General features: G+C 42.2%; 12 protein-coding genes. 3 read left to right on the top strand and 9 right to left on the bottom strand.

The features are described from left to right. Positions 1–24: 24 nt before the first annotated feature. A complete protein-coding gene (gene glgP / locus H6G17_RS00155; RefSeq protein WP_192153359.1) occupies positions 25–2,217 on the bottom strand; it encodes an alpha-glucan family phosphorylase in 2,193 nt (730 codons plus the stop codon). A 383-nt stretch (positions 2,218–2,600) separates the two neighbouring features. On the opposite strand from glgP, the gene H6G17_RS00150 reads away from it, so the two are divergent. Further along, positions 2,601–3,761, top strand: coding sequence for a pyridoxal phosphate-dependent aminotransferase (locus H6G17_RS00150; RefSeq protein ID WP_192153358.1), 1,161 nt, complete (start codon positions 2,601–2,603; stop codon positions 3,759–3,761). Between the two features lie 59 nt (positions 3,762–3,820). Here the strand turns inward: H6G17_RS00150 and gatA are convergent, their stop codons facing one another. From gatA to H6G17_RS00135, 3 genes are all read right to left on the bottom strand, one after another. Next, positions 3,821–5,272: an Asp-tRNA(Asn)/Glu-tRNA(Gln) amidotransferase subunit GatA gene (gene gatA, locus H6G17_RS00145; protein ID WP_192153357.1), complete on the bottom strand. Its 1,452-nt coding sequence runs from the start codon at positions 5,270–5,272 to the stop codon at positions 3,821–3,823. Between the two features lie 94 nt (positions 5,273–5,366). Beyond that, complete coding sequence (locus H6G17_RS00140) at positions 5,367–5,804, bottom strand: hypothetical protein (protein WP_192153356.1); 438 nt, start codon at positions 5,802–5,804, stop codon at positions 5,367–5,369. A gap of 91 nt (positions 5,805–5,895) precedes the next feature. Then, a complete protein-coding gene (locus H6G17_RS00135) occupies positions 5,896–6,348 on the bottom strand; it encodes a hypothetical protein (RefSeq protein ID WP_192153355.1) in 453 nt (150 codons plus the stop codon). Positions 6,349–6,559: 211 nt separating this feature from the next. On the opposite strand from H6G17_RS00135, the gene H6G17_RS00130 reads away from it, so the two are divergent. Beyond that, entirely contained in the window at positions 6,560–7,384 is an 825-nt protein-coding gene (locus tag H6G17_RS00130; protein WP_192153354.1) for an alpha/beta hydrolase, read from the top strand. Positions 7,385–7,395: 11 nt separating this feature from the next. On the opposite strand, the gene H6G17_RS00125 is transcribed toward H6G17_RS00130, so the two are convergent. Beyond that, complete coding sequence (locus H6G17_RS00125) at positions 7,396–8,490, bottom strand: glycosyltransferase family 1 protein (RefSeq protein ID WP_192153353.1); 1,095 nt, start codon at positions 8,488–8,490, stop codon at positions 7,396–7,398. A gap of 237 nt (positions 8,491–8,727) precedes the next feature. Between H6G17_RS00125 and H6G17_RS33810 the strand changes: the two genes are divergently transcribed. Beyond that, positions 8,728–8,856: a hypothetical protein gene (locus tag H6G17_RS33810; RefSeq protein ID WP_277875894.1), complete on the top strand. Its 129-nt coding sequence runs from the start codon at positions 8,728–8,730 to the stop codon at positions 8,854–8,856. A 68-nt stretch (positions 8,857–8,924) separates the two neighbouring features. On the opposite strand, the gene H6G17_RS00120 is transcribed toward H6G17_RS33810, so the two are convergent. The 4 genes from H6G17_RS00120 to H6G17_RS00105 all read right to left on the bottom strand — a co-directional run bounded on the left by H6G17_RS00120 (position 8,925) and on the right by H6G17_RS00105 (position 14,535). After that, positions 8,925–10,058: a glycosyltransferase family 1 protein gene (locus H6G17_RS00120; protein ID WP_192153352.1), complete on the bottom strand. Its 1,134-nt coding sequence runs from the start codon at positions 10,056–10,058 to the stop codon at positions 8,925–8,927. 98 nt (positions 10,059–10,156) lie between these two features. Beyond that, the gene (locus tag H6G17_RS00115; protein WP_192153351.1) at positions 10,157–11,404 is read right to left on the bottom strand and encodes a hypothetical protein; all 1,248 of its coding nucleotides are present in this window, start codon (positions 11,402–11,404) and stop codon (positions 10,157–10,159) included. A 27-nt stretch (positions 11,405–11,431) separates the two neighbouring features. Continuing rightward, complete coding sequence (locus tag H6G17_RS00110; RefSeq protein WP_192153350.1) at positions 11,432–13,309, bottom strand: GtrA family protein; 1,878 nt, start codon at positions 13,307–13,309, stop codon at positions 11,432–11,434. A gap of 233 nt (positions 13,310–13,542) precedes the next feature. Next, complete coding sequence (locus H6G17_RS00105; RefSeq protein ID WP_192153349.1) at positions 13,543–14,535, bottom strand: methyltransferase domain-containing protein; 993 nt, start codon at positions 14,533–14,535, stop codon at positions 13,543–13,545. Between the last annotated feature and the right edge of the window lie 109 nt (positions 14,536–14,644).

Below are 14,644 nucleotides of genomic sequence, written 5' to 3'. Positions count from 1 at the left end.
GTGCGCCCCTACTTTTGGAACTACCTACTGATTTCTTAAGATCGGCGCAGCATTGTTTGCCGTCGATAAATACATTTGATCCACGTACTCCATTACCATCCGGTCAGTATTAAACCTTGGGATTGCAGTTTTGATGGAAGCTTTCATCATGGCAATCCAGCGATTGGGTAACTCTGGCGAAGTGCGATCGTAAAACAAAGGAACGATCTCTCTTGTCAGAAGATCGTAGAGAGATTCTGCATCTTTTTGCGCCTGGACTTCAGAATCGTCTAAAGAACAATCTTCGCCAATTGCCCAACCATTGACACCTTTACCATCTGTTCCCTGCTGATATGCTTCGCGCCACCAACCATCGAGAATGCTACAATTAATTCCCCCATTAAAACAGACTTTCTGCCCGCTAGTCCCTGAAGCTTCTTGAGGTCTTAGAGGGGTATTGAGCCAAAGATCGACTCCTTGAACTAACTTTTTGGCTGTAAGAATGTCGTAGTCTTCCAAAAACACAATTCGCTGTTGTAATTCTGGGCGACGAGTCCACTCAATTAGATTTTGAATAATCTGCTTGCTTTTGTCGTCAGCCGGATGCGCTTTGCCAGCAAAAATTATCTGTACGGGTTGGGCTGGGTTACTCAAGATTTGCAGAGCGCGTTGCGGATCGCGAAAAATTAAATCTCCACGTTTATAGGAACTAAAGCGCCGAGCCAATCCAATTGTTAATACATTAGGGTCAAACAGGCGATCGCATTCCTCTATTGCTTGAGGATCTTCACCTCGTCTTTGCCTTGTTTGTTTTACCCAAGTTCTGACATGAGCGATTAAATCTTCCTTAAGTTGTTGATGTCGTTGCCAAATCTCTGCATTGGGAATATTATCTACTTTTTCCCAAAGGTGGCGATCGCTCATCCGTTTTGTCCAGTCTCGATCCAAATATTTTGCATATAATTCTGAGATCGATGGTGCAGTCCAAGTTCCCGCATGAACGCCATTGGTAATCGCCCCAATTGGCGCTTGTTCTATTTCTGGTGGATAGAGTTGCGCCCACATTTGTCGATTCACTTCACCATTGAGCTGACTCACGCCATTAGCTGCTTTTGATAGCCGCAAAGCTAGCGCCGTCATACTAAATTTCTCAGCCTCTTGTTCCAATGCTCCTAATGCTAAAAATTGCTCTTTTGTTAGTCCCACCTGCTGCCAGTAATTGGCAAAATACTCGGTCATCAAATCAATTGGGAAAGTTTGATGTCCCGCCATTACGGGTGTGTGAGTGGTAAAAACGCATCGCTGTTGTACGGCAGTTTTCACTTGCTCGAAAGGTTCGCCCAGTTGTACTGACTGACGGGCTACTTCCAGCAGTGTAAAAGCAGCATTGCTTTCATTCAAATGATAAATTTTGGGGTCAAGCCCTAAATGTTGTAATAGCCTGACTCCGCCAATACCTAAAATCATTTCTTGGGCAATACGAACGTTGTCATCTGCCTGATAGAGACGATTGGTAATTTGGCGATCGCTCTTTTGATTATCCTCCAATCCCGTATCTAATAAATAGAGATTTGCCCTACCGACTCGAATGCGCCAAGCTTGCACTTTAACCGAGCGATCGCACATTGTCACTTTAATTTTTAGCGGTTCCCCACTTGAATCTCGCACCAATTCCAAAGGTAATGTTTCTAGCTCTTGCTCTGGATAAGTTTCCTGTTGCCAACCAGAGACATCTAACTGTTGTTGAAAATAGCCTTGGCGATATAGCAATCCTACACCCACCATTGGTAAACCTAAATCTGAAGCAGACTTTAAGTGATCGCCTGCTAAAATTCCCAAACCGCCAGCATAAATATGTAGAGTCTGATGCAAGCCAAATTCCACGGAAAAATATGCTACTGGTTGTTGAGGCGTAATCTCAGGAGCAGTCTGCCTTGCCCATGTGGAATGAGAAGATTGCATGTAGCTTTCAAATTTGGCAGCTACGGATCTAAGGCGTTCTAGGTAAGTTGGTCGTGCAGCTAGCTGTGCGAGTTTTTCTTCTGACAGAGTTGAAAGAAATTGTATGGGGTTATGCTGGGACTGCTCCCATGCTGTTGCGTCAATATCGCGAAAAATAGCTACACCCTCCGGTGTCCAGCTCCACCAAAAGTTTAGCGCTAGCTGACCGAGCGAATCTAGATTTGAGGGCAGCTTGGTGGTTAGGCGAGATGCCAGAGATTGTAGAAGTTCAACCATTCGAGTGAAGTGAGTAACTTTACTAGAGCCAGTGTATGAGGAAGCACTTCTATTTCATCATCCAACTACAGGTAGAAGTCGTTCAAGAAAGCAGAAGAAAGGAGTTGACGGGGCGGGTTTTGTCCCCGAATTTCTAGCCCAAGTGGAGAATCTTTAGCAAAACCCGCCCGTACAGGAGTTGTAGGGGCGGGTTTTGTCCCCGAATTTCTAGCCCAAGTGGGGAATCTTTAGCAAAACCCGCCCCTACACAAATTAGCCGTCGCAAATCTGACGCTAAACTCGCCCGTACACAAATCAAAATTCTTAGCAGTAAAAGACACAAATTCAGACGTTTACTTTAAGATATGCTTAACTGAATTGGAGTTTTGCAATCGGTAGAGACCATGAAACTGGCAGCACGAGTGGGTAAGGTAACGCCTTCTTTGACCTTGGCAATTTCCGCCAAAGCCAAAGCCATGAAAGCTGAAGGAATAGATGTTTGTAGCTTCAGCGCCGGAGAACCAGACTTTGATACTCCAGAACACATCAAAGCAGCCGCAAAAAAAGCCCTCGATGAAGGTAAGACAAGATATGGTGCGGCGGCTGGGGAACCCAAGTTAAGACAAGCGATCGCCCACAAGCTGAAAACAGATAATGGTCTAGACTACCAAGCTGAAAATATCATCGTTACCAACGGTGGCAAACACGGTTTATACAATTTAATGATGGCGCTGATTGACGTGGGAGACGAGGTAATTATTCCCGCCCCCTACTGGTTGAGCTATCCTGAAATGGTTATTCTCGCTGGCGGAACACCAGTTATCGTCCAGACGGATGCAAGCTGTAAAATTACTCCAGACCAGTTGCGCTCTAGCATTACGCCTCAAACTAAGCTATTTGTTCTCAACTCTCCTTCTAACCCTACAGGTGTCGTCTATACGCCAGAAGAATTGCAGGCACTCGCGGAGGTTATAGTTGAGAAGGATATTTTAGTTGTCTCGGATGAAATTTACGAGAAATTACTATATACAGATGTAAAACACGTCAGTATCGGTTCTCTAGGTAAAGAAATCTTTGACCGTACAATTATCAGTCACGGTTTTGCTAAAGCTTACTCGATGACGGGTTGGCGTGTCGGCTACTTAGCGGGTGCGGTAGAGTTAATTAAAGCTGCGAGTACGATTCAAGGTCATAGTACATCTAACGTGTGTACCTTCGCTCAATTTGGCGCGATCGCGGCTTTAGAGAGTTCTCAAGAATGCGTCGAACAAATGCGTCAAGCTTTCGTCAAAAGGCGAGAAGTCATGATGCAAAGATTAGATGCAATTCCAGAAGTGACTTACGCCAAACCCGATGGAGCTTTTTACATTTTTGTCGATATCAGTAAAACTGAGAAGACATCAATGGATTTTTGTCAAGAACTTTTAGAGTCTTATCAAGTTGCGGCAATACCTGGAATTGCATTTGGATCGGGCGATCGCATCCGTCTTTCCTATGCTACTGACATGACATCAATTGAAAAAGGCATGGATCGCTTAGACAAATACATCCGCTCTTTGTTTTAGCTGAAGCTACGTAGAGTGCGTTACGCCAAAAGCTAACGCACCCTACCAATACTATAAAACTATAGATTTGGCTTGGATTTATGCCACTCTGTAGCTTGTTCGTAAGCGTGAGCCACTTGAAATAATTGGTCTTCCCGCAACACATTTCCAATCAATTGCATCCCAATTGGCATTCCTTTCTCGTCAAAACCGCAGGGAATACTCAATCCTGGCAAACCTGCCAAATTTACCGTAATTGTCATCAAATCGGTTAGATACATACTTAGCGGATCGTCAGTTTTTTCCCCAGCTTTAAATGCTGTCATGGGAACTGTAGGCGTAACTAATACATCCACTTGCCCAAAAGCAGTTTCAAAGTCTTGTTTAATTAAAGTCCGAACTTTTTGTGCTTTTAAGTAGTAAGCATCGTAGTAACCAGCAGATAAGGCATACGTTCCTACCATAATCCGACGCTTGACTTCCTTTCCAAAACCCATTGCCCTAGTCCGAGCGTACATATCAATTAGATTCTCAGCATCAGGAACGCGCAAACCATATTTTACGCCATCGTAACGTGCCAAATTAGCTGAAGCTTCGCTAGGGGCAATGATGTAATAAGTTGGCAAACCATAGCGGAAACGCGGACAGGAAACTTCTTTAATTTCCGCGCCGAGTTGCTTTAACTGTTCGATCGCCTTATTAACAGCTTGTTCTACAGCCGGATCTAAACCCTCAGCAAAAGTTTCTCTCACGATCCCAATTCGCATCGATTTGAGATCGGGTTTGAGAAATTGGGTGTAGTCAGGGATTTCGACCTTCAAACTCGTAGAATCTTTCGGATCGTAACCCGCGATCGCGCCTAATAAAATTGCCGCATCTTCTACCGTGCGTCCAAAGGGTCCAATTTGATCCAAAGAGGAAGCAAAAGCCACCAAACCATAACGCGACACTAATCCATAAGTTGGCTTCATGCCCACAACACCGCAAAAAGATGCAGGTTGGCGGATCGAACCACCTGTATCGGAACCCAGGGAAACGACACACTCATGCGCTGCTACAGCCGCCGCCGAACCCCCAGAAGAACCGCCAGGAACCCGTTCCAAATCCCAAGGATTAGCCGTGAGTTGAAATGCCGAGTTTTCGGTGGAACTCCCCATCGCAAACTCGTCTAAGTTGGTTTTTCCCACTGTCACCGCCCCAGCATCCGCTAATTTTTGCGTTACCGTTGATTCGTAGGGTGGGACGAAGTTTTCTAAAATCTTGGAGGCGCAAGTCGTGGGAATCCCCTTGGTACACATATTGTCCTTCACACCCACGGGAATCCCAGCCAATAACCCAATCTCTTCTCCAGCCGCAATTTTGGCATCCACGGCTTTCGCTTGTTCCAGTGCTTTATCCGCTGTCACGCACAAAAAGCTGTGGATCTTTGGTTCTAGTGCTTGAATTCGATCCAGCACCTCTCGCGTAATTTCCACCGCCGAGCGTTCTTTTTTCACTAGTTGCCCGTGCAACTCGCGGATGATGGATGCCATCTCTCGCTTCCTCTTTGCTTCACAGTCCAAACTATAAGTATAGAGCGTCTGGGCAGAAACTAGGGGCTAATTTTATAGAGACGCGATCGCGTCTCTATAACTCTTTCACCGAGTCCGAAATATGTCCTGGAAAGAAATCTATACCGACTGCTGATTTAAATAAGTAAGCAAATAATAAAATTACGCCGCTAATAACTAAGTTGGCTCCCAAAAGGAGCATAACAACCGCGATCGCATTACCGATTCTGGCAAGTCTTTCAGGTATATATTGACGTTTGCGTTTTCGACGGTCTTTACCAACAAAGAGAACTAAATAAAACCGAGAAAATATCAGGTCGATATTAAATCTAAAATCTACAATTTTGGGTGAGGCTTGAGGAATTGCTTGAGTTAAAATATTTATTATAACTTGTAGCTGTTCTGTATTAAAACTTGCCAAAATATTTGGTTCGATCTGCTGTAAGTAATATTCTGGAGTTCTAGTTCGATAATTAGGCAGATTAACTTGCTCTTTAATAGGTGAGTTTTTCAAAAATACCTCCAGTTATAAATTAAAACATATTTCCTAAATTAAAAATTCAAAAAAAATTTAGAGATGCATTGTTCTATTAACCCTCATTCGCTTAATTTAGGAATAATTCTGTGTTTAATATTCTGCCTATGCCTAGACCTACCGAAGTAAAAATTGCCAAAAACCAAAAGGCGAAATGTTTATTTAACCCCGCAGATAGTAACGCATGTTTTACTTGAGCTAAGGTCAAAATTAATCCTAATGCCATAATCCAAGTCATAGCTAAACCAAATGCCCAAGGCGGAATTCCTGCCCAAGGAATGCTCTGAGGCCAAGTCATGGCGAAAGCTCCAGCCCAGACTAGTAAAACAATCCAAGCTACAGCCAAAGCGACAGCATCAAAACCAACCCAAGCTAAATGCACGGTAATAACTTGCGTGCCTGTCCAAGTAAACCAGTTCGCATTACAATCGGATAATAACCAACCAGTGCCTATATATCCAAGCAATAATACTAGTAAATAGAGCCTTGAAATTCCATTTAACCGTGATACTTTTACGTTCATTTCAAACTAAATTCAAAGGTTTTGCGCGCTTACTTGTTCTGACAAATGACAAATGACAAATAACAGCCATAACGGTAGATATAATGAACCATTTAGAATCTGCGATATTATAAGTATTCCTATAGTTGTAGCGATCGCAAATCGGGAAAATTACTGATAAATAGGCGATCGCAATAAAGAGACGATAAAGTAGTAAAACTAAAAAATATTGATGGCAGCTTCTGTTGTGAATTTGCATGTTTACGTCCAAGGCAAAGGCTTACCGATCCTCTGCTTGCACGGTCATCCTGGTTCTGGTTTGAGTATGTCCGTGTTTACTCAACACCTATGCCAACGCTTTCAAACAATAGCCCCCGACTTACGAGGATACGGCAATAGTCGCACGCAGACTGATTTTGCCATGACCGATCACCTGTGTGACTTGGAAGCACTCCTCGATCGCTATCAAATTAGTGAATGTCTGGTTTTAGGTTGGTCTTTGGGTGGAATTTTAGCGATGGAATTAGCTTTAAGGCTTCCAGAACGAGTTAAGGGACTCATTTTAATCGCTACAGCCGCTCGTCCTCGCGGTAGTCATCCAGCAATTAGCTGGCAAGATAACTTGTATACTGGCTTAGCAGCGATCGCAAATGCTATACAACCTGGCGATCGATGGCATATAGATACTTTTGCTAAGCGATCGCTCTTTCGCTATTTGATTCAACAGCACACTCCCGCTACTTACGAATACATTGCTAAATATGCTATGTCAGCGTATTTGCAAACTTCTTCTCCTGCCCAACGCGCTCTTTTTACGGCGCTTAAATCTGGTTACAATCGCCTTCAGGATTTATCGCAAATTCAGTGTCCTAGTTTAATTATGGCGGGAGCAGCCGACCGTCATATTACTCCAGAATCGAGTCAAGAAACTGCACAACATTTACCCAATTCTGAATGGATTTGTTACCCGAATACCGCACATTTGTTTCCTTGGGAAATTCCCGGTCGCGTTTTGAGCGATCTCGATCGGTGGTTGGCATTACATTCATTTGTTTAATTCACGTCTCTCTATAAAAACCTCTTTAACACCTCAACTGTAGCAAGTCCGGTTTTTTCCCAACTAAATTGACTGGCTCTGGTTAAACTTAAATGAGAAAGGCGCGATCGCAGTTGACTATCAGTAACTATACTTTCCATAGCAGCAGCAATTTCTTCAATACTATAGGGATTCACTAATAAAGCCGCATCGCCTGTAACTTCAGGTAAAGAGGAAAGATTAGACGTAATTACAGGAGTACCGCAAGCCATTGCTTCAAGTACAGGCAAGCCAAATCCTTCCCACAAACTAGGAAAAACTAATCCGATCGCCCGATTGAGTAAAATTGGTAGTTGTTCGTAAGGAACGTAATCTAAAAACTTAACGCGATCGACAATTCCTAATTCTATAGTTTGCGCTTTGAGCTTTGGAGTATAGCGGCGATCGCCTGTTCCAGCTAGTAGTAAATCGCAATCTTGACAACTCGGCATTTTTGCAAAAGCTGCAATTAATCGGTGTAAGTTTTTGTGCGGATCGTGACGACCAATATAAATAAAATAAGGACGAGTTTCATTCTGCCGATCTAAGTTAAGCCAGCGGAAATGGCTTGCATCATATGCCAGGGGTATGGGAGTAATTTTAGCGGATGGAATGTGGAAAAAGTCAATAATATCTGAAGCTGTCGCAGTAGAGTTACAAATAACGTGTTGTGCTTGGCTGAGAACTTGGGGGATGTAATAGCGGTGATAGGGAGTTAAGGGTGAAAGCCTGGGAAAGCGCAAGGGGATGAGATCGTGAACTGTAACGATGTAGCGACAGCGCGTGTAAAGAGGTGCTTCTGGAACGGGAGAAAATAATAATTGCGATCGCAATTGGCGATAAATTTGCGGTAGTTGCAATTGCGTCCAGAATAAACGCCGCAAATGTCCGACTGTCCCTTGTTCTGGGGTTAAGTTAGCGGGAATGGGATAATATGTGTCTTGAGTCTGCGGTGTGGGTAGAAGACGAGCAGCAACAGGCGAAATTAGGAAGGTAGGATCGAGCGATCGCAAGTACGGAATTAAATTCAGAGCGTAGGTTGTAATTCCTGTCGGTTTATTGATGAGAAAAGATAAGTTAACTAGCATTTAAAGGGAGCAGGGAGCAGAGAGCAGAGAACTTACGTAAAAAACGTGCAAAATTGCAGTATAAGCTTATTCGGTTTCTTACTACATACTCTTGACCGAACTATTTTTCTTGAATAAAATTTAGAGGAGTTTGAAAGTTAACATATCTAAATTGACAATTCTCGCCCATTGCTTATCTCTCGCTTCAAAAATGAAGTTAGAAGCAATAAAATCTAAACTATTAGTTAGTAACAATGTTTGCATCTTACTATAGAAAGGATTAGCAGCCCCGATCGCGGCGCGATCGCCAAGCCAACAATGATGCAGTTTAAACCAAATTCAATCGATACAGCTATTTTCAATTGGATAAGGTACATAGATCTGTAGGGGCGCACAGCTGTGCGCCTCTACGAATGCATTTAACCTACGTAGGAAACGCTATAACCAGAATATTGCTATACCAACAGACTGCGATAAGCCTTTAATGTTTCCCGTGCATTGTGCTGCCAGGAGTATTCTTTTGCTCTTGCTTTACCTTTCTGAATTAATTCATGTCGCAATTGAGAGTTATTAATAACTTCCCAAATTGCCTCGGCTAAGCTATTTGAATCGTTTGGGTCGATTAATATAGCTGCATCTCCCGCGATTTCTGGTAATGATGAAGTGTTAGAAGCGACTACCGGAGTGCCTAATGCCATGGCTTCTAGTACGGGTAAACCAAATCCCTCATAATAAGAAGGATAAACAAATACATCGGCTCGGGCATAAAATAGTGCCACTAATTCATCAGATAAATAGTCAAGATGGTAAATGTCTTTTTGATAAGGTGATGCCTCGATCGCAGAAAAAATGCTTTGATAATTCCAACCTTTGCGTCCAATTAATACGAGATTGTGGTCGATATTATACTTTTGTTTTAATTCATTAAATGCCAATACAATAGAAATGATGTTTTTTCTAGGTTCTATGTTACTAACAAATAATAGATAAGGTTTGGAAAAATCGTAGTTAACTGACTGGCTGAGCTGTTCGATATTTTGAGATGATAAGTAATTAGAACAGTAGCGACTTGCTAATGGTGTAACAAGAACTCGTTCGGCAGCAACATTGAGATATTGAATAATATCTTGCTTAGAACTCTCTGATATCGTTAAAACTAAGTCCGTCCACCGCAGACATCGTTTAATTTTATCTACATAACTTTTAGCGACTGCATTAACATATTGAGGATATTTAAGGAAAGCAACGTCATAAATATTCATGACTTTGAAGCTGCGATCGCAAGGATAAACCGAATAGTTAGTTCCGTGCAATATGTCTGGATTTCCCCAAGATTTTGCCAAGGATGACCAAATTGATTTGTAAGTAGGAAATAATAACAAATTAGAAACTCTAACTGGAATTGGTAGGAAATGAACTGAAGAATATTTCGTTAACACTTCAGGGACACTCCAATTACCGCGCAGCCAGTCTTTAATTCCAGGTTGATAGACAATTCCTAACTCAAAGTTTTCCTCTGCTTGCAGGGAGTAAAGCGATTGAATTAAGTTTGCTACCTGCAACCCGACTCCACTAGGCTTGGGAGTCATTGGAGTAGCATCAATGATAATTTTATGAACTGACACTGAAAAACCATGAATCAGAATAGTTATTTCATTTTAGTCAGTTGTGTAGTACATAGGTAAGCTTAAGCAACCCATTCCATATTAGTAAACATACCCACAAATTTCATTTGGAGTAAAAATGAAGGAGTCGCCATCAGTAATAGTAGGAAAACAATCCATTTTCGCTCGAACAACCTATAAAATTGCGTCCTAGATATAAGGTGGATTGTAGCTAGTACAAGCACCACATGTACGCAGAAAGTGTAGCGAATCATGCTCGTCATGGATAGGCTACTCATACCGCAGGCAGATAGATAAAACATGAGCCAGCCAGCTACATAAAATTCAGCTCTTTGTTTCCAGCTACCCTCTGTCAGAAAAGGTACTGCTTTCCGTTCAAGTAAAAAGACGATGAAAAAACTTATCAAAGCGAACGGTACTGAAATAGCATTAATTACACCAGGTAAATTCAAAATTTTAGGGTCAAGGAAAGCAAAATAACTTTCTGGCTTGAAAATGGCTAAATAGTTAGGTTTGACTCCCCATCCTATCGCTTGCGTTTGCATGTAGAAATTCCAAGCGCCAAACTTGAAATAACAAAAAGCAAAGAACAACAGAGAACCCAGAATAGAAACGGCACTGACTAACAAATATTTGCTACTCTTTTGCCAAAACCGAAATGGTTTTGCTTTTCGATCTTTAGTGCTAAATAGCCAAAAATGAAATAGGGGATAGATGGCTATTGGTAGACCAATAACCCGAGTTGCAGTCATAACAAAGCCATGTGTGGCAGCAAGAATCCAGGCAACACGCTTTTTTGATGCAGTCCAGTAGAGAAAGCCAAGCAACATCATCAAAAACAGCGATTCTGAGTAACCAGCGACTAAATAAAAAGCGGCTGGATGTACTAAAATTGCGATCGCCCCGCAAAGGGATAGTCGATCGGAAATCTGCCAACGTTGAAACAACAAAAATACATATGTCCAAAATCCCCAACAGGCTATCTGTGCGGCTAGTAGCAAAGCAGTTTGCGTTGGTAAATTGAAAACCTGCTTAATCGCCCCAGCAATGACTGGATAGCCAGGGAAAAATGCCACATTTGACAGATCGGGATTTTGCGGCGTGGGCGGAATTGTACTTCGATAGCCATGTTCGATGATATGCGTATACCAGTCACAATCCCATCGGCAAAGCTTAGAATAGCCCTCTACTAAATTTTGAGAATTTGAAAACAAACACCCGAAGAGAACTTGGATTAACGTAAATCCTAATCCTAAGCAGATAGCTTGGTAGATTCGCGGGTAACGTTTGAACCCAATGATATTTAGCACTGGCAATATCTTTTGAAGTACGACAATTTATTCAGGCTTGCGAACAAACTCCTGTTGACTTGACGCAAAAGAATACATCTTGTGTCCCGTAAAGCTAAGTAGAGCTACACAAGCAGCACTGACCAAACGGGCAGCAGTAGCATTCCAACCAGCATCGTCCATCAACAGTTGTAACAATCCTAAATTTGCCAGCAAGCTGTTGAGGGCAACTGTGGCAAACACGGCGTACTGAATTAGCCAGTTCTTCCAATAGATCCCGAAAACGAAGCGACGGCTCAGCCAGAAATTAGTCGTCAATCCCATAAAATAGCTGATACACAGGGCTGAGACAGACCAAACGCCAGACTGAACGAGCAGTGAAAAAATTAGGACATCAACGACTGTTGCGGCTCCACCTGTAAAGACGTAGCCACCGAATTCTTTCAAAACTTTGAGTGCCTTTTGTTGGCGAGGTTTTTTCACCGTCTTATGTGTGGTGGTCTTAGCGGTAGCACTAGCTTCTTCTTGGTATTCACTATCTGAATTGACCGACCAAAGATTGTGCTTGCCGGGACTCAAAACATTTTCTGCTGCTAGAATCCCCATCAATAAGCTATGGTCTTGATTGTTATATTTAAATGCACCGTATCTTCCGACTAATTGAAGATTCGGAAATTGCTGCAAATACGACTGAATATCGCTTAGTGCTTGTTGATAGTTACCTGCATAAATTGGGTAAGTGCGGGGTAGGCGAACGACAAATCCACCAGAAACTTTTTCGTGATGTAAAAGCCCAATTTTTCGTAGTTCTTGTTCTGCTCGCTCTAACAATTCTGCTTCTGGTTGCTGCCACATTGGTTCGTCGTAGTTGCACCAATACTCGCAGCACAATGGGGTTTGATGCTGGTTTGGCAACAACTCAGGCGACCAATTCGCAAAATTGGTGACTCGTCCTAATTGCACGCTTGGTTCGTTAATGTACAGCCAGTTATCTGGGAATAAGTTATTGCCTTCAACGATCAAATAGACCAAAATTGTATTGCGAAATTTGAGAGACTTGGCAGCCGCGATCGCCTCTGATGGAGCAGGTGGATCTATTTGCTGCACCAACAAACTAATGGGTACGGAAGAAATTACGCCGCCGCAGCCAACTGTTGACTCCTCTCCTGTCTGGCGATTTCTTAATGTGATTTGGGTAACTTGAAAGTTATCGTGGTGAACCTGTACGACTTCTGTATTTAACAACACGCTTTGATTGTGCTGGCGCAGGTATTCACCGATTTTTTCATACAATTGACCCGAACCTAATCGCGGAAATTCAAAGCGATCGATCAGTGTTTTGACTTTACCATCGTTACCCAATAAAGCACTGCGAGCTGCTTTCAACAAGGATAAGCCTTTAATCCGTTGTGCAGCCCAATCTGCACTTATTTCCGTACAGGGTATGCCCCAAAGTTTTTCCGTGTAAGCCTGAAAAAATATTTCAAATAGCCGCCGACCAAATCTACTTGTCACCCATTGGGCAAAATTGCGGGGATGGCGATTGGGAAATAACTGAGATTGAGCATATGAAACGAGAATCTTGACGCTCTCAATCGGTCCCATCGTCAGTAGAGCTTCTTTAGCTTTGAGCGGATAGCTGAAATACTTTCCCCCATAGTAGATGCGTGTCAGGCGATTGACAGTGACTCGATCTTTTCCTAAGACTTCACCCCAAAGTTTGAGTACGGGAGCGAGTTTGGTGAAAAAGCGATGCGGACCAAAATCTAGAATAAAGCCTTGATATTCAATACTTTTTGCTAATCCGCCCACCCTCGTATCTCTTTCTACTACTACGACTGGCTGACCTTTTTGAGTTAAGGTGTAAGCCGCTGCTAGTCCTGCTGGACCTGCTCCGAGAATATAGATTGGATTAGCTTTACTCATGTCACACCACACTACACTAGACTACATGTCTAAACTTTTATAAAGTTTCAGACAATATACATTCATAGCGATCGCCTTGACAACCGCTATTTATTGTCAATATCTACAAATATGTCGAGTAGCTGAGCGTCAGCGTTAGCAAATCCACCAACTCTCTCTTATACCATTGTTTAGCATCAAGTATGCCTTCGTGACTTTATATATGGAACGTATAAAGTCGCATCTTTCGCTATCTAAAGATCGCAACTCCGCATACAGCATAGATAAAAACAATATGACTTTTCTGGTCGATCGTTCAAAGCCTCACTCCTAATAGCCTCCTCACAAAAATGTTTCATATCTAAGTTCTTATCAATAGTTTTAGACAGATCGATCAGACCTTTTGTTTCAACAATCTTGAAGTTGTGTCTCTCTAAAATTTGGCACAAGTCACTGTAAAAGTATTCAATTTTATGTTCTGGATGAATATAACCTTTAGGACACTGTATTTGAGTTGCAGAACGATTTGGGGTATCTAGTGCCAGCTTGCCTCCTGGTTTCAATAACTTGTATGCTTGAGCAAACACTTTTTCAGCATCTTCTGTAGTCACATGTTCGATCGATTGTCCTGACCAAATTAAATCGAAAGAACTTTCCTCAAATGAGGATAGATCGCTCATGCTTGTATAGATATAATTAATGTCGCAACTTTTGTATCTAATCTGTTGTGTCAACTCAGAAGCATTTAACATCCTTTCATCGGGAGGTAAGTCGGCAATATATATTTTTTCCGGTAGATATGGATAGCCAAAGCTTAACAAAGCACCGCGATCGTCACCTGTAGAAGCTCCCCCTAAGTCTAGAATAATTTTTGCTTCTGGAAGCACCGTTCTAATCAGTTTAAATCTAGCGTGATGAAGTTTGGCATTGAGCAGATGCCAATAGTCTTTCCCACTCAATGGACGTAGTTGAAATTCAATAGAATCGACTAACATTCTCACTAAAGCAGTTCGACTCATACCCCTATCAAGCGCGTTCAACCAGTTTGCTAACCCCTCCGAGTCAATTTCGCGCTCAAATATGACTTTATATGCCATTCTTAAATAGCTTTCGTCAGAGAGCGTCTCCATTTCAGGTAAGCTTTCATGAGAGCGAGTTTGGATATTGAATTCGGGTTTAGCTAACTTTTTAACGATTGTTTTTACGGACTTGGGAGCTACTTTGGCAAAAATGTTTTTGGCATTCATCTTGCTAGCTTTGAGTTTTAAAATTTTCAGATGATTTTTTCAAAAAGTATCGCCTTTTTTATCTACCTTAAGGCAGATATTATACTATTTCTTACTATGAAATTCTGAC

It is taken from the genome of Chroococcidiopsis sp. [FACHB-1243], assembly GCF_014696895.1.
Classification (GTDB): Bacteria; Cyanobacteriota; Cyanobacteriia; order Cyanobacteriales; family Chroococcidiopsidaceae; genus Chroococcidiopsis.
This window is presented reverse-complemented; position numbering and strand designations above follow the sequence as displayed.